16 protein-coding genes are annotated in these 16,079 nt (G+C 61.1%); 6 read left to right on the top strand and 10 right to left on the bottom strand.

Going from position 1 to position 16,079, the window contains the following annotated elements:
- Positions 1 to 20 precede the first annotated feature (20 nt).
- Positions 21 to 1,550, bottom strand: a complete 1,530-nt coding sequence (locus FVF58_RS34815) for an AMP-binding protein (RefSeq protein ID WP_149674260.1) — start codon at positions 1,548 to 1,550, stop codon at positions 21 to 23.
- A 21-nt stretch (positions 1,551 to 1,571) separates the two neighbouring features.
- Positions 1,572 to 2,336, bottom strand: a complete 765-nt coding sequence (locus FVF58_RS34810) for an iron-containing redox enzyme family protein (protein WP_149674259.1) — start codon at positions 2,334 to 2,336, stop codon at positions 1,572 to 1,574.
- A gap of 162 nt (positions 2,337 to 2,498) precedes the next feature.
- On the opposite strand from FVF58_RS34810, the gene FVF58_RS34805 reads away from it, so the two are divergent.
- The 6 genes from FVF58_RS34805 to FVF58_RS34780 all read left to right on the top strand — a co-directional run bounded on the left by FVF58_RS34805 (position 2,499) and on the right by FVF58_RS34780 (position 8,775).
- Entirely contained in the window at positions 2,499 to 2,765 is a 267-nt protein-coding gene (locus FVF58_RS34805; RefSeq protein ID WP_149674258.1) for an acyl carrier protein, read from the top strand.
- Positions 2,766 to 2,772: 7 nt separating this feature from the next.
- A complete protein-coding gene (locus tag FVF58_RS34800; RefSeq protein WP_149674257.1) occupies positions 2,773 to 4,683 on the top strand; it encodes an alpha/beta fold hydrolase in 1,911 nt (636 codons plus the stop codon).
- 137 nt (positions 4,684 to 4,820) lie between these two features.
- On the top strand, positions 4,821 to 5,831 hold the full coding sequence (locus tag FVF58_RS34795; protein WP_149674256.1) for a PLP-dependent cysteine synthase family protein: 1,011 nt from the start codon (positions 4,821 to 4,823) through the stop codon (positions 5,829 to 5,831).
- Positions 5,832 to 5,847: 16 nt separating this feature from the next.
- Positions 5,848 to 6,513 carry a GNAT family N-acetyltransferase gene (locus FVF58_RS34790; protein ID WP_149674255.1) on the top strand — a complete coding sequence of 222 codons (666 nt, stop codon included), beginning with the start codon at positions 5,848 to 5,850 and terminating at the stop codon, positions 6,511 to 6,513.
- On the top strand, positions 6,510 to 7,472 hold the full coding sequence (locus tag FVF58_RS34785; RefSeq protein WP_149674254.1) for an amidohydrolase family protein: 963 nt from the start codon (positions 6,510 to 6,512) through the stop codon (positions 7,470 to 7,472). The genes FVF58_RS34790 and FVF58_RS34785 overlap by 4 nt, the downstream gene beginning before the upstream one ends.
- Entirely contained in the window at positions 7,453 to 8,775 is a 1,323-nt protein-coding gene (locus FVF58_RS34780) for a cytochrome-c peroxidase (protein WP_246217295.1), read from the top strand. Before FVF58_RS34785 ends, FVF58_RS34780 begins: the two co-directional genes overlap by 20 nt.
- 14 nt (positions 8,776 to 8,789) lie before the next feature.
- On the opposite strand, the gene FVF58_RS34775 is transcribed toward FVF58_RS34780, so the two are convergent.
- The 8 genes from FVF58_RS34775 to FVF58_RS34740 all read right to left on the bottom strand — a co-directional run bounded on the left by FVF58_RS34775 (position 8,790) and on the right by FVF58_RS34740 (position 15,923).
- Positions 8,790 to 9,194, bottom strand: a complete 405-nt coding sequence (locus tag FVF58_RS34775; protein ID WP_149674253.1) for a RidA family protein — start codon at positions 9,192 to 9,194, stop codon at positions 8,790 to 8,792.
- Positions 9,191 to 9,934: a 4'-phosphopantetheinyl transferase family protein gene (locus tag FVF58_RS34770; RefSeq protein WP_188131007.1), complete on the bottom strand. Its 744-nt coding sequence runs from the start codon at positions 9,932 to 9,934 to the stop codon at positions 9,191 to 9,193. The genes FVF58_RS34775 and FVF58_RS34770 overlap by 4 nt, the downstream gene beginning before the upstream one ends.
- 11 nt (positions 9,935 to 9,945) lie before the next feature.
- Positions 9,946 to 11,220, bottom strand: a complete 1,275-nt coding sequence (locus FVF58_RS34765) for a hypothetical protein (protein WP_149674251.1) — start codon at positions 11,218 to 11,220, stop codon at positions 9,946 to 9,948.
- Complete coding sequence (locus FVF58_RS34760) at positions 11,217 to 12,011, bottom strand: outer membrane lipoprotein-sorting protein (RefSeq protein ID WP_188131011.1); 795 nt, start codon at positions 12,009 to 12,011, stop codon at positions 11,217 to 11,219. The genes FVF58_RS34765 and FVF58_RS34760 overlap by 4 nt, the downstream gene beginning before the upstream one ends.
- Positions 12,012 to 12,132: 121 nt before the next feature.
- Positions 12,133 to 13,212 carry a DJ-1/PfpI family protein gene (locus tag FVF58_RS34755; protein WP_425468996.1) on the bottom strand — a complete coding sequence of 360 codons (1,080 nt, stop codon included), beginning with the start codon at positions 13,210 to 13,212 and terminating at the stop codon, positions 12,133 to 12,135.
- 98 nt (positions 13,213 to 13,310) lie between these two features.
- The gene (locus tag FVF58_RS34750; protein ID WP_149674249.1) at positions 13,311 to 13,754 is read right to left on the bottom strand and encodes a FixH family protein; all 444 of its coding nucleotides are present in this window, start codon (positions 13,752 to 13,754) and stop codon (positions 13,311 to 13,313) included.
- A 73-nt stretch (positions 13,755 to 13,827) separates the two neighbouring features.
- Positions 13,828 to 15,216 carry an ABC transporter permease gene (locus tag FVF58_RS34745; RefSeq protein WP_149674248.1) on the bottom strand — a complete coding sequence of 463 codons (1,389 nt, stop codon included), beginning with the start codon at positions 15,214 to 15,216 and terminating at the stop codon, positions 13,828 to 13,830.
- On the bottom strand, positions 15,213 to 15,923 hold the full coding sequence (locus FVF58_RS34740) for an ABC transporter ATP-binding protein (RefSeq protein ID WP_149674247.1): 711 nt from the start codon (positions 15,921 to 15,923) through the stop codon (positions 15,213 to 15,215). Before FVF58_RS34740 ends, FVF58_RS34745 begins: the two co-directional genes overlap by 4 nt.
- Between the last annotated feature and the right edge of the window lie 156 nt (positions 15,924 to 16,079).

Raw genomic sequence — 16,079 nt, 5'->3', positions numbered from 1 at the left:
GGCTTATTCCTGCCGGGTTTTCATCCCGGCGGCAGAAAGGCCTTGGCGATAGCCCTCCGGTTGAGCTTCAGATTGCTGGTCCGCAAGCCATTCTCGACACTGAACTCGCTGCCCGTGAACACGATGTGCGTCAGTTGCCGCTGCGCCGCCAACTTCTTATTGACCGTTGCGACATGCACGCGCAATGCCTGCGTCACCTCTGGATCGTCATGTCGCCGGGTTGAGATGACGACGCACAAGCCGGCGCGCCGGCCCGCCATGACGACCGCGACCTCGACGCGCGGATCTTGATGGAGCATCGTCTCGATCGGCTCTGGATGAAACTTCTCGCCATTACTGGTGACGATCGCGTCCTTCTTGCGGCCGATCACACGCAGGAAACCGTCGTCGTCGAACTCGCCGATATCACCCGTGGCCACCGCATTCGGCCCGATGAACGTGGAGCGTGCATCCTCTTCCGACGATTCGAAGTAGCCCAACGACAACAACGCCTTGCGCGTGACGATCACCTCCCCCTCTCCGGACAACGACACACTGCCTGCTTCGGCCGGCTTGCCCACGGTCCCAACCCGCACGCAGCCAGGCTTGTTCCAGGCAACCATGCCTGCCTCGGTAATGCCGAACGCCTCAAAAAGCGGGATCCCGCACTCCCAAAAGAAGTCCAGCGCCGCGCGCTTGATGGGCGCCATGCCGGTGATCATGTAACGCATGTTGCCGCCCGTCAGTTCCTTGAGACGCTGCGAAAGCGCCCCGCGATGGCCCGCGGCATCATCGCCTTTGTGCGTGCCGACGCTGGCACGCGCGAGATTCTGCAGTGTCTCGTACAGGACCGGCGGCGCGATCACGAAGGTGGGCCGTTGCAGTTTCAGACTGGCGAACAGCAACTGGAACGGTACGGCAACGAAGTCGACGCCGTGGTAGAGGCAGTAGTAATAGATCATCCGCTGCTGATAGTTCGCAAACGGCAGGAACGTGAGGAAGCGATCGCCAGGCTCGAAGCCGAACGCATCGAAATAGAGGTTGAGCAGGTTCTCAGTGCCGGCCCGGCTGACGATCAGCCCTTTGTTCTTCCCCGTCGTGCCCGAGCTGAACACCATCGAATGGGTATCCGGCGCATGCTGAACGACGACAGGCAACACTTGCTGCGAATAGCCAGCCTGTGTATCGGGTGCCACATTGATGCCGACCACGCGCTCGTGCGGCGGCGCGTCCGGAGCCGGCCAGCCAGGCTCGACGACCATGACAGTGAGCTGATACTGATCGATCGACGCCGCGCATGGTTTATGGAGCCTGTCGTTCGGCAGCGCTACCGACACGCACTCCAACCCGATACACGCGAGATCCCAGACCATCCACAGATAAGCGCTCGGCGCCGCGATGCCGACGCGGCACCCCGGGATGAGTCCAAGCCCCTTCCCACGTTCAATGGTGGCGAGCACGTCGATGAACAACTCGTGAAATGTCTTGACCGTCTGGTCACCTTTGTCGTCGACGAAGGTCAAGGTGTTCGGCTTGTCGCGAAGACGACCGATGATTTCGTCAAGCCTCATGGCATGCGCTCCTCACGAATATCAAGCGTCGACCTGAAAGCCCTCAGCCTTGGCGTCGGCGTCGCTCGCGTAGTATTTCTGGGCGGCGCTCTCATACATGTTCCAGAACAGACGGCACGTGTGACGGACCGCGACGAGCGCTTCTTCCTGCATCTTCGGCGTCGTGCACAGCTCCGACACAAGATGGATGCCCTCGCCGACATGCCCGACGTCTTCTTTCTGGTGAACCGAGAAAAAGCGCGTGTCCTGCTCCGTCAAGCCGTAGCATTTCGCGAGAATCGTATGGCGGGCGTCGCCTGCACGGGTTTCGAGGCTCTGGCCCTCGCTGGCGATCATCACTGCCGCCGCGCCGATGTGGTACGTATCTTCACCCTTGCAGTTCTGGAGCCGATATTCGATCAGTTCGCGAGTAGCCGCTGACGGCGTCCATGCATCGCGCTCTTCATCGCTGATGCCTTGCGCGCGGATGAAATCCTCCATCAGTTCGACGTGATTTTTCGTCTTCGAGAAGCGCCCCGTCTCTTCTTCGAACAGGTTGTACAGCAAGCGCCGTTTGTGGTTCGGAAACGGACAGCGGAAATACAGGTTCTCGATGTATTCGAGGAAATATTTCGTGATCTGATAGCCCTCGAGCGTGATGATCTTCAACAGCTTCCAGTTTCGTTGCGGTGTAAACAGCTCCTTGAAAATCGGGTGGTCGAGCGTGAGTTGCTCCTCGAGCGTCGCGCGCAGCGCACCCGCAAACGCATCCTGGTCCATCGCAACGGCTTCAGCAGCTAGTGTCATGATCGTTTCCCGTCGGTTGGTTATCCAGACTGTAAATGCCAACCGTCGGCGCCGAAACCTGTCCGTTCGGACGGTCTCCCGACTACCTGTACGGCAGGTCAGGTTTTCATCGTCGGTTGCAGAGGCTATAAAGCAGAAAGCCTGTTACCACTGGAGTAGCACATGGAAGATCACGTCAATGTGTTCGATGCGCTTGCCGGGTTGATCCCGCAGATTGCCGCGATTGAGATAGCCGAGGCGTCGCTGACACGCGACACGATGCTGACCGGAGATCTGATGCTAGATTCCATTTCGTTGTTGTCGCTGATGGCGTTGACGGAAGAACGCTTCGGAATCAGTTTCGCCGAACACACGGAGGAAGTGGCGGATCTGGCCACGGTCGGCGACGCGGTCGATCTTGTCGAAACGCTTCTTGCAGTCAAAGTCTGAGGGGCACATGGCGACCGACACGGCAGATGATCGCGGGCGTTCGCTCGAACACCATTTCGCACGTCATTGCGAACGCCTGATGAGCAGTGCGAGTGCGGCGAAGGAAAGCGAGTGGACTGTTTTCCTGACGAGGCGTGACGTCAGCGCGTTGCATGGGGCCGTCGGCACCGGGGGCGCGATCTCGCCCTCGACGGCGCGCTTCTCGAAGCTCGGCGCGATGCTCGTGCAAAGCCACGCAGGACGTCTGCGGCTCGTCATCGATGATCCCAGGCTCTCCGAGCCGGCGGAGTTCGATAGCTTTTTGCAAACGCTCACCGTAGCGTTCGGTCTGGAGCCCGGCGCCATTTCCAACGTACCTGCAATCGTACTGGCGAACGCCGTAGCCGATTGCGAAACCGAAGATACCGTCGGCGGCGGCTCCCGCACGCCGCTCGAAGCACTGATCGACGGCGTCGCCGACCCGATCTTTGAAGTCCGCCGCCGTGTCGAGGATTACTTTGAGCACGAGCCGCTCGTTCTGCCGGCCAATGACATCGGCAATGTGGAACTCGTGACGGCCGAATCGGTCGCTGCATGGCTCGCGTCCGGTGATGCATCGACGCGTGCCCCCGGCATTCACGTGCTTCGCGGGGAATCGCTGTTCACCTGGCGCGAATTCGCGGAGACGGTCGCGCGTGCCGCTGGCATTCCTGTGCGCGAGGCCGACAGTGTGTCTCGAACCAACGCAGTCCAGACGCTCATCGAGCAATCCCTGCGTCATGTCGGTGCATGGCTGACCCTTCCCGACGATGCGCAACGGGCACGAGGGGATGACAGGGCAATTGACGTGCATCGTCTTTCGTCGAGCACACTAGACTGGCGCAGTCTCGTGACGGAACGCGTGACGGCGCGCCTTGCCTCGCACCGCCAGAGAACCGCGCCACGCTTTGGCAGCCTCGCCAGCTTTCAGCGCAGATCCACCCGCGCAGGCGATACCTATCTGCGCGCCGGCAAGGATGGGCCGGCGCTTTTGCTGGTCAACGCGTTCGGCCTGTCTCACGACGTCTGGCATGACTTCGCCGACGCGTTGATCGATCGCTTCACCGTGTTTACGATCGATGACGAGCCGGGACACGAAGAATCATCTCTGACGCGGACCTACTACGCGGCTCCCGATGCGTTACCACGCTTCATCCGCGCTGTCGCCGCCATGCTCGCTGAAGAAGGCTACACGACCTGTTACGTGGCGAGCTGGTGTGGGGGCGCGAAGTACGCGATCGAGCTGGCGCGCGCGCTGCCAGACTCGATTGCGTCGCTGAGTCTGTTCGCTCCGTCGTTTGCAGGTGCTGAAGGCTATGCCGGGTCGGACTCGATATACGAGACCAACCTCCACACGATGTGCAAGCTCGTCGACCGGATGCCTCAGGCGGCACAGAGCATGGCAAAGTCGATGATCACGCTACTCGACAAGCAGGAAAAACGCACGAGCAACCAGAGCGGCGATACGAATACGTCCGTTTTCGAGCTCGCCGATCATGCAACCCGTCATTGGCTGCAGGCGCCATTCCTTTCTGCTTCAAACATGGTCGAGTACAGCCGGCAATTGCTGAACTTTCGCGCACATCGAATCGAAGGGCTTCGCAAAGGTGAGCTGCGCGATCTGCCCGTCATGCTGGTAACTGGGCAGAACGACACGATGACCTGCTCGACACGGGCTCGCGCGATTTGCCTGGACCTGTGCCGGCCACTGCACTTCGAACTGCGTCATGCGAGCCACCATCTGATCCATCAGAATGGCGAGCTGCTTGCGCGGCTGATGAAGGCGTTCGCCGTTGACGGCGCATCGACGGCTTCGCCCCACCCGCGCCTGTCTCCCGTTCCAGCGGAGCAATTGGAGCAGTTGGAGCAGGACGGGTCGCTCGTGCTCGGCGAGATCTAACGTGGCCGGACATTCTTCACACTGTCCTAACGGACAGCTACACGCAGTTTCCACATCTCAATAGAGTGACTACGTCAAGCAGGCCTTTGCCGTCTCTGGCATTGGCTGAGGTCAAACCGCCGGTCGGAGGATATCGTATGTACGCAAACAGCCTGGTCGAGTTGATCGGCAATACGCCTTTGCTTCACCTGAAGAGTCTCTCTGACGAGCAACGAAATATCCGTGTCTATGGCAAGCTCGAATGCCACAATCCGGGCTACAGTGTGAAGGACCGAAGCGCGCTGCAATTGTTGCGTCAAGCCGAGCGCGATCACGGCCTGAAACCGGGCTGGTCGATCGTCGAGTCCACTTCGGGCAACATGGGTCACGCGCTCGCGATGCTGTGCGCCATTCATGGGTATCACTTCATTTGTGTGCTCGATCCGAAGACGCCGAAGGCTAACGGTAATGTCGTGCGCGCGTTCGGCGGTCGGGTCGAAATGGTGAATCAGCCTGACGAATCGGGCAGCTTCCAGAAAAAGCGTGTCGCCGTCGCGAAGTCGATCGCGGCCAGTGTGCCCAACTGCATCAACCTCGATCAATACAACAACCCCGCGGCAATCGACGCGCACTACTACTCGACGGGCCCGGAGATCGTCAATCAGCTTTCGGGCAAAGTGGACGCCGTCATCGTCTCCGCGAGCACCGGCAGCCATCTGAGCGGGATTGCCCGATACCTGAAGGAACGTAATTCCCGCACGCATGTGCTCGGCGTCGAACCGAAGGGCTCGGTGGTATTCGGCGGCACGTTTGCGCCGCATCTGCAGAACGGCTCGGGGCTTAGCTTCAAACCGGGCAACATCCAGATGCAATGGGTGGACGAGACGGTCAAGGTATCGGACCGGGACGCATTCGCCGATTGCCGTCGGCTTGCGCTGCACGAAGGTCTGCTGCTCGGCGGATCGTCCGGATCGATTGTCCACGCGGCGCGCAAATATGTTGAGCAGCTGGACGGCCCTGCGAACGTCGTGCTCGTGCTGCCGGATAGCGGGCTCAAATATCTCGACACCCTCTATGACGATCAGTGGCTGAATGCACACGGACTTGAGGACGTGCTACACGACCTCGACCCCCCTGCAGCTCGTTCCGTCGCGCTCGAATCCATCTAGGAAAATGACTACAGCCATGAACGACTCCCTCAGAACCTTAGCGGCAGATGGCGCCCATTACCCGATCGCCTTCGAGAAAGCTCAAGTTACGCGTGTGATTTACCGGTGGCCGTCGGAGGTCGATGTGACGCTGGCGCAGCAGATCGTCGAACTGATGCGCCATACGAGCCAGTCAGCGCCCATCATTGGTTTTGCCGAAGAGATCAGCGACGCGGAGGCTGAAAACTATCTCAGCGAGTTGCGGGCCAACCTGGCCGCGCAGAAGTGCCGGTTGCTGACGATCTTCGTGGATAACGACGCACTGATCGGCCTTTGCACGCTGCGCCGCAATCTCAATCCGAACAATCGACATATCTCCGATCTTGCGAAGGGCATGATTCATGAAGCGTTTCGCGGAGGCGGCGTGCTGCCTGCGGCGTTCGTCGAGATCTCGTTGCAATGCGAGGCCGACGGCGTCGAACTGGTGACGCTCGATGTGCGCGCCGATACACCGGCCCATCGCGTATGGGACCACTTCGGGTTCCAGACGTACGGCACGCTGCCCGACTATGCTCGCACGCAAGGCAAAACGCATGCGGGCCATTTCATGATGCAGAAGGTATCCGAACTCAAGGAACGCGCGCTCGGCATGCTTCAGGCGCGCGTCGGCGAACATTCCATGTCGGGCGTACAACCGGCATGAGCGGCAACACTTACGACGGGCACGTCATCGACGCCCACTGCCATATCGCATCGACGCGATTCATTCCGCTCGCGTTTTTCGAAGGACTATGCCGCAACGTCAAGGTGCGGCTTGCGACGACGGGCGTGAAGAAATCGCTGACCGAATTGCTCGACATGTATGTGAAGTTGAGCCAGGACCATCAGGGCGACACGCTCGTCACGGAGATGAACTCGGCAGGCATCGCCCAAGCCGTGCTGTTGCTGCCCGATTTCACCTACGTGATGAAAAGCGAGCTGACGATCGATGAAATGTTTGCCGAGCATCACGGCATCCTTGAGCGTCATGCCGGGCGCTTCTTCGTATTCGGCGGAGTCGATCCGCGCTGGGGTGCGGACGGGCTTGCGCTCTTCGAGAAGGGCGTCGACGAATTCGGCTTCGCCGGTCTCAAACTCTATCCTCCTTGCGGATACAGCCCGAGTGACCGGATGCTTTACCCCTTCTATGAGTTCTGTCAGGCGCGCCGGCTGCCGGTGCTGTTGCACATCGGCCCAACGAGTCCGGCACTCGAGTTCAACTGGTCACATCCGGACATGCTCGACCGGGCCGCGATGGATTTCCCCGAGGTCAACTTCATTCTCGCGCACGGCGCGGTCCATTACGTCGACTCTTGCGTCAGCATGTGCGCGTACCGGCCCAACGTGTATCTCGACATCAGCGCGTTCCTTGCCTCCCAGCATCCGCAAGGCTGGCGCGCGGCACTCGCCGACCTGTTCAGGATGAACATCAATCACAAGATCCTGTTCGGTACGGACTGGCCCTTGTTTCGCAATTCGGGCGGACACAGGAAGGTTATGGACATGTTCGTCGCCCCGGATGGCCCATTGTCGGCGGTCTCGTCGCACCAGCGCACATGGCTGATGTCGCGCAACGCAACGCGTCTGCTCCCGGAGAAACAGCTTGCGAGCCTTCCGGCGTAACCGCGGCGGGCCGCCGCGCCCCAACCCCATCGGACGTCTGACTCATCTGGCCGCGCAACTGACGGTCGCCGTCGCGGCGGCATGGCTCGCGTGCCTCGCTCACCCGCAAGACATTCAAGGCGGCGGCAGTCTTACCGGCCAGGATCAGTGGACACCCGATGAAAAGGCGCAACTCGAGGCGATGCGCCTGACGCCTGACGCAAAGGCGAAGACGGATCCCTCGAATCGCGTGGCGGCGACGCCCGCGGCGGCGCAGCTCGGGAGACTGCTCTTCAACGACGCGCGCTTCAGCAGAAACGGTGCCATTTCGTGCGCCAGCTGCCATCATCCGGGCCAGCAGTTCCAGGATGGCCTGCCGCGCGCAATGGGCTTGAGCGAAGGTATGCGCCGGACCATGCCGGTGGTCGACGTGACGGAAGGACCGTGGTTCTTCTGGGACGGTCGCAAGGACAGTTTGTGGGCGCAGGCGGTCGGTCCGCTGGAGGATCAGAAGGAGCACGGCGGCAACCGCCTGCACGACGCCCATGTGCTGCAGGAACATTACCGCAGCAGCTACGAAGCCCTGTTCGGTCCGATGCCGGATCTGCGCGGGCTGCCGCAGAACGCGAGTCCGCTCGGCACCGGGGCCGAGAAGGCCGCCTGGCAGGCGCTCCCTGGTCGCACGCGTGCCCATGTATCACTGGTTTTCGCGAACATGGGCAAAGCTCTCGCGGCTTACGAAACGACACTGCGAGTCCGATCCTCGCGCTTCGACCAATACATCGACGGTGTCAAGTCAGGTGATCCGAAACTGCTCATGGCGTTGAGCCCTGCCGAGAAAGCAGGGCTGCATCTGTTCCTTGACAAGGGGCGATGCGCGACGTGCCACAACGGTCCGCTGCTTACCGACCACCAGTTTCACAACATCGGAGTTCCGCCCGCCGACCCGAATCACCCGGATCAGGGTCGCGCGGCAGCGATTCAAAAGGTGCTCGCGGACGAATTCAACTGCCTTGGACCATTCAGCGACGCAAAACCCGAACAATGCGAAGAATTGCGTTTCATCGCCAAAGACGATCCTCACATGCTGGGCGCCTTCAAGACGCCGAGCCTGCGCAACGTCGCGCTTCGGGCGCCCTATATGCATGCGGGCCAGATGGCGACGCTCGAGGACGTGATGCGCCACTATGCCAAACCGCCGCACGCGATCATCGGAGAAAGCGAACTGAAAACGCTGAATCTCTCGGAGACCGAGCAGCAGGAACTCCTGAGCCTGCTACGGGCGCTCTCCGGTCCCGTCATCGAGAACGGCCAGGCGCAATGACCGGCCAGCGGCACCTACTGCACATGGCCGGGCCGGCTCTCCCTGATCGCGACGCCCATCACCTTGATCTGTCCGCCGAACGGCAACGCTGCGACCTGATAGATGGTGCGCGCAGGGCGTCGACCTGCCTCGAACAGTTCGGCGAAGACTTCATTGACTTCCGGCACCGCCGCGAGATCGGTGAACGCGATATCGACGAACACGAGATCCGAGGGTTCGAATCCTGCAGCCTTCAGCGCGCGGAAAAGATTGTCAAAGGCAAGCCGCGCTTCTTGCGCAGGCGAGCCGGACACGTAGTGGCCCTCGCTATCGAGCGCCAGTTGGCCGCTCAGGTAGCACATGTTATCGACCACGACGGCGTGACTGATCGGCGATGACCATTGCGGCAGTCCTTCGCCAAACGATACGAATTGCCTCATAGCGCTCCACTCCTTTCAAAATGGGTTTGACTTGCCATCCATGACGTCTCGGTCCAGCACAATGCGCTAGCGCCAGCAGCATGAGCAGCCGCATCGGACGCCCCGTCGATACTCAATAACCGCGCATGCCCGATTGGGCAATCGACGCTCACCGCGACCGCCAGGGTCGCGGGTCCGATCCGCCTGCACAGCCCTACCCATTGCCGGCCCGCGTACCACGCGCTCGCCTGCGGCCCATCCAGGCCATGCCAGCACGCTTCCTGAGGCGGGCGGCTGAAGCCCGTGCCCGCCGCTTTCAGCAGCGCCTCCTTCAAGGTCCAGAGACGGAAGAAGGCGTCGTCGAAACACGATTGTCGCAGGAGCCAGCCGCGCTCTTCGCGATTGAACACACAGCGGGCGAGCGACGACGACGCGACGACGGGCCGGTGCCATTCGATATCGACACCGACCTCTTCGGCGGCGACGGCGATCGCCACACAGGCTGCGCTGTGACTCATGTTGAAGCGATACGGAAACGGTTCGGCGACTTCCGGCTTACCGTACCTGCCGCGTGTGAAGTTGAGATCCAGCGGCGCGCATCCGGTTCCATACTGCGCGAGCACCAGGCGTTTTAACGCGTGCGCATTCTCATAGCGCTTGCTCGCCGCCGCGTCGACGAACTGGTCGCGCCGCTGCCGTTCCTCGTCACTCAGAGTCGGAGTAAGGGCCAGCGGCGACAGCGAATACCAGATGTCGAGCATGACGTACCGCCTCAGAAGTAATGCTTCACGAGCACTTGCCATAGAGTGTGCTGAGGCAGCGCACCGAATTCGCTGAGATTGCTGCCGCTATTCAGTTGCCATTGCAGGGCAACGTCGGTGCGAGTGAAGTGATAACGTGCTTCGAGCCATGTGAGACGACTGTGATCGGCAAGACTCATGCGGATGAAACCGCTCAAATCCAGCCGCGGCACGAACGCATCTTGCCAGCGCAGCATCAGGAACAGGTTATCTCGCGTCGTCGGGTCCTGTTGGGCGTTGGCGAGGTTGCGGTAAGCAAGGTACTGTTGCGGCGGACCTTTCTGCAGCGCCTCCCAGCCAGCCTTGTCGAGCGCCGCGCCGTCGTGCTCGTATTCGAACGTCACCGACAGGTTGTGCGTCGTCGTGCAGGTCAAACCCGTCGACATTTGCCACCGAAAGGCGACGTCGCTTTCCGGTTGCTGCAACGCGCGCGCAAGCGTCGACGGGCTTCGGCCTCCGGTCCACTCGACATATCCGACGCAGGCCTTGTTCAGCAGATGTGTCAGGTTCACGCCGAACTGCGGAGAGCTGCCGGGTTTGCCGTCGCTATACAGCAGAAATTGCGGGGAGAGATCGGCGATCACGTGCTGGCTTACGGCCATCAACCAGCGCGTGTTCTGATTGGTCGCGCCGAGGTCCACGGCGAAGGCAGCATCGTTTGGCTCGCTCGCAAGCTTCGGAGCAACCAGTGCGGTCACCGAACCGCCTGTCCAGACCCGCTGGCCCCGCAGCATCACTGTGCCCAGGCGGTTCTCACGCAGGCTCGCCGGGTCGACTGATGTGACGGAGCGCACGGCGTTGTCACGGAAATAGTCGGTGGGGTTATAGCCGGTTGCCACGCCCAGCCGCATGTTGACACGCCCGATATCGACAAGGGTCTGACCATCGTCGCCGATACGTCCGTTTACATACAGCTCCTTGAGCGTGTTGATCGCGCCAGGGTCTCCGCTGAAACGCTGCGGGCCGTTCAGATCGAGATGGTCCGCGAAGTTGAACTTCCAGTCCTTCGCGAACGCTTTCTGCACCGCCAGATCGATCGAGAGACGCTCGGCGGTCTGCATGGCGTCGTCGGGTCGCATGGTCGCAACACGAAAAGCCGGTTCAACACTAAACTGATAATCAGGCTTGTCCACTTGCTGGGCCGGCGTGGTATCGGCCAATCTGAGCCCGGCTTCCTCCGCCTCGTCCGCATGGCAAGTGCCGGCCAGCAAGAACATCGCAAGAAAGACCGCCCACGTCCGCATCATTCGGGCTGAAAGCTCGGCAGGAAATCATGCTGGAACCAGCTGTCAGGAATCTGCCGCGAAGTGAAATCCGCGTATCGCATGACCGTGACGAGATTGGGATTGAGCCCGTCGATGATAACGATCTCGGTCGGTCTTAGCGCACCGAGCTGCTCCTGATAGCGTCGATAAAAAGCGGTTTTCAGCAGCTTGCCGCTATCGCTGAAAAAGCGTGCCTTGATCGGCCGCTGAGTCGTCGTATCGATCCACATCTCGACGGAGTTGTATGTCATGTCCGGCACACTCTCGGCAAGGGCCAGCTTGTACGCGCGGCGCGTCTGCCGATCGCCGTCCTGCACGTCTTCTTCATTTTCGATGCGCGCCTTGTAGCCCTGCGCAAAGTTGACGGTCACCACGTCACCGTTGGAGGCCTGTCCGAGCAGCCGCTGCTGTGGAGAAATGCGGATGCTGGCCTTGCTTGCCGGATCGAAAAACCACAGGTCATTGCCGGTTTTCAGCATCAGCTTGTTCACGTCACGCGCGGGCGCCTCGAAGCGGATCAGACTGCGGAACTGGCCGCTGCTCGGATCGATGCGCGAGTACGCTTGCAATGCGTTGGAATCCGTCTGCTTGCCATCGGTGTATTGTGTCAGCGTCACCGTCAGTGAGAACGGTTCGGCGGGATTGCGAATCGCGTCGCTCGCGGTCAGGATACTCTGCGCATCGGTAGGAACGGACGCGGCCTGCGCGGCGGACCAGAGCGCTGCAGCCATCGTCAGGGCGGTGGCCCAACGGGCGATCAGAAGTTTGGACATGGGAGGCTCTCTTTCGATCACGATTTTCAAAGGGTGTAGGAAACCAGCCTGCCCATGGCAGGCCGGCGACGACACGTTGGATGGAACCGCGCTGTTGGCGCGCGGCCGCGACTCGCGGGGGCTAGTAGCCGGGGTACTGCATCTGCAATGCGACCCATGCGGCCGTGCGCTTGCCGAAGTCGTTCGCGACCGCCTTGAGCGACTCGTCTAGCGCCCGCAGCGGCTGCGTCGAATCAGGCGGGGGCAGCATGCGGCTCGGCGCATCGACGCCGGCCACCCGGTCCGGCACGATCATGAGCCCGCGTTTCGACCGGATTGGATCCCGGCTGGCTGCCACCGTATAGACGGTGGAGCGGAAGGTCGTGGAATAGACGTCGGCTTTCAGTACGAGCGAGATTTCATCCACGTCGGGCGCGATTGGGATACCGAAATCCTCATGCGACCAGAACGACACGTAGTTACCGGCGATCGTCATCATCGACGCCAACCCGAGATGAAACTCCTCGCTCGGAATTTCCGACGACCACGACTGTCTGCCCAGCGACTCCGCCAGTTTGGTCGCGCGTTCGTGCCCGGCGATGGCTTCCACCAGCGCAAACGAAGCCGGAATAGTGGCAGTCACGCCGGTGGTGGTGACCACTCTCCCGTCGGCGACATAGCGCTTGCCTTCGACCCAGTGCGTACGTGGAAATTTCTTGCGCAGATCGCTCATCGAGTACCAGTGCCCCGTCGCGCGCCGGCCATCGAGCAGACCCGCCCTCGCCACGACCCACACGCCGTCGCACACGCCGACGATCGTCGCGCCCTTCTTCGCTTGCCCCGCAACCCACGACACCAACGTCGGATCGTCATCGCGATGCACCGCCGGCACGATCACGTAGTCCGCGCCTTCGGGGACGCGCTGGTCAAATTGCGCAGTCGTTTCCTGCGGTATGACATTCATCGGTGCAGGGAACATGCGGATCGGACCTGCTTCTGTCGCGAGCGGAATCACGTCGGCCGCGTCGGAGGCGGTCAGTATGCCGTACGGGATCACATAGTCCGTCAGTTCCGTGTAGTAGTTCTCGGCCACCACCACCACGACCGGTCGGGTGCGGTTAAAACGTGGCTGATAAGGCGGCAGGCGGTCAGCCCGGGCGGCCGCCGTGCTGGCCGACGCCGTATGGGCGAAATTCACGACGCCAAACGGCGCGCAAGCCATCAGCAATAGCAGCCAGAACATTACGATCCTTCGCATGTCGACCTCTTCGAAATTGCGTGATGCCAGATGGTTCGACCTATCACGATCTTCGCGCCGGATCATGACGACGATGGCGGCAGCACGACATTGAATGTCACCACATCCGTACCGATCGGCGATTTGACCTCGAGCTTGATCGTCCACCAGCCCGTCATGCTGAACTTCATGCCTTCCAGCAGGTAGTGCCCGGCATCGCCCTGCTCCTGCACGACCTGCGGCTGCGTCGGCAGCCCGTGTCCGTGCTGCGGCATGCCACCGCTGACGTCGATCATTGCCCCTCGCACCAATTGTCCCGACGCGTCGCGCAGCGTGATTCGCCACGTCTGGATCTGGCCGATGTACACGCCCGGTTTGGGCGGCTCGAGTGCGACGACGTACTTGCCTGTGCTTGTCTGCTGCGTCAACGCCAGATTCAGATTGGCCGGCGCCTGTTCGCCGAACGCGGTGCAAAAGCCGCACGACAGGATGAAAGCAATCAGAAACTGCTTGAGCAACTTTTGCATGATCGTCACCCCTGCACAAGAAAGATAGGTGGATTGAACCGGATTGGCATCAGCCTTTGCATCGAGCTATGCCTCACGCATAGCGAAGCGCATCGACGATGTTCATGTGCGACGCACGTCGTGCAGGGAACCACGCGGAGAGCATCGAAACCAGCAGCAGGCCGATTGCCGTCCCCGCAATCAGATCGTTCTCGCCCCACACCCGGATGATCAATGGCACCGGCGAGCGGCCCGGTGGTGTCCACGAGAGCCCGCTATGGTTGATGACGGCGGCGAGTGCCGCTGCACTGAGCACGCCCAGCGACGCGCCCAGCACGCCCAGCAGCAGACCTTCACACATGAATAGACGGCGCACACCTTCGCGGCGCAGCCCCATCGCCCGCAAAGTGCCGATTTCGACGGTACGCTCGAAGACCGCCATGCTCATCGTATTGCCGACCGTAAACAGTACGATCGCAGCGATCAGTAGTGCGATGAAACCGAACAGCGTGGCGAACATCGCAAGTGCCTGTCCGTAGAACGGATTCAGCGTCGTGTAGTCGACCACCTCGGTCTCCTCACGCTTGAACTTCGTCGCCAGCAGATGCTCGATCCGCGCCTTGGCGGCGGGCATATCTCCAGTATGCGCCAGTTGTACGACAATCGCTGTCGCCTTCGGCTGATCGCCGCCATAGACGAGGCGCTGCGCCTGAGCCAGATGAAGGCCGACGTACATGTCGTCGTATTCCTTGATGCCCTGCTGCTCCGCCTTGACGACGTGCAGTTCCGCAACGTTCGGAGCGCCGCGCGCGGTGGCGGCCAGCAGCTCGATAGTCGACTGTTGCGAGGCACTAGTCGACGCGGCTTGCGTCGTGCGTGCAAGTTGAGCTACATCCGCTGGCAGACCAGGGCCCGCGTTGGCCGTCGGGTTCGTCTGCGGCGCGCAATCGCGCACGTGCAACTGGCCACACAGTTGCAGCACCCGCGCGAGGCCCATGCCGACGATCGCCGCGTCCGTTTCAGTTCTCGTCAACGCTAGCGGCGGTACCGTCACGGGAAAATGGTAGTCGTTCCATCCGCGCATCCGATTCTGATCGTTGACGAGCACACCCAGCGCCAGTGCGGTACGCGACACCCCTTGCTTGAAGTTGCCGGCGATCCCCTGAAGTTGCAGCGTCGGCGTCACCACGAGCACCATCGGCGCGAGCACGGGGTCGGACTTCAGCGCGTCGATAATCTCTCGATAGTTGGCGATCCCATATTCGGCCGGGTTGCCGCTTCCGAACTGATAATAGCCCGCCCGTTCGATCTGCAGGTGTCCGCCGTACTTCACGTAGTCGGTTTGCAAGCCATAGGTGATGTTGCGCGTGTAGCCACCAAACAGTAGGACCGCATGTGCGCCGACGATCATCGCCAGAAGCGTCGTGATCGAACGTCGCCGATTGCGAAGCAGATTGCGTATTGCAAGTGCCAGTGTTTTCATGCCACAACCTCCGCTGCGCTTGCGCGCGACACGCTGACAACGCGTCCGTCGGCGATTTTGATCACGTCGTCCCCTTCGGCAAGCACTTGGGGATCGTGCGAGGAAATCACGAACGAAGCCCGTCGCTCGCGTTGCAGCCGGCGCATCAAGCCGATGATCGCCTCGCCCGTCTTGCTGTCGAGATTGGCGGTGGGCTCGTCGGCCAGCACCAGTTGTGGCGACGCGATTAGCGCGCGCGCGATCGCGACGCGTTGACGCTGACCGCCCGAGAGCTGGCCTGGGCGATGCCCCGCCTTGTCCGCGAGACCCACCGCGTCAAGTAACTCCCTGACTCGCTCTGCCCGCTGCGCGTCTGTCAAACGGATGCCTGCGAGCAGCAGCGGGTACTCGACATTCTCGTGGGCCGTCAATACAGGCAGAAGATTGAAATTCTGGAAGACGAAGCCGAGGCGCCGTGCGCGAAAGTCCGACAACGCGTCGTCGGACAACTGGCTAACCTCTTCGCCTGCGACGAAGATGCGTCCGCGGTCGGGACGGTCGACACAGCCGATCAGATTCAAGAGCGTCGACTTGCCGCTGCCGGACGCTCCTGAAATCACCGTGAGCCGGCCGCCTCGAATTTCAAGGTTGACGTCCTGCAACGCGGTGACTTTGACCGCACCCATGGGGTAACTCTTTTCAATGGCTTCGAGTTTGACGGCGTTCATGGTTTTGATGAATGGAGGTTCGCTGCTCAAAATGGGAACGCCGGAGACGTTGGCGAAGGAAATCACTATGCGCAGAATATCAACTTGATCGCGAGAGAAAACCTGTTCGATGGGGCAAACCTTTTACGGGAACAAATCCGCGAATGTTGCGAGTCG

The organism is Paraburkholderia panacisoli, assembly GCF_008369935.1.
In the GTDB taxonomy this organism is placed as follows: domain Bacteria; phylum Pseudomonadota; class Gammaproteobacteria; order Burkholderiales; family Burkholderiaceae; genus Paraburkholderia; species Paraburkholderia panacisoli.
Note: the sequence above shows the minus strand (reverse complement) of the source record. Positions and strands in the feature narration are given on the sequence as shown.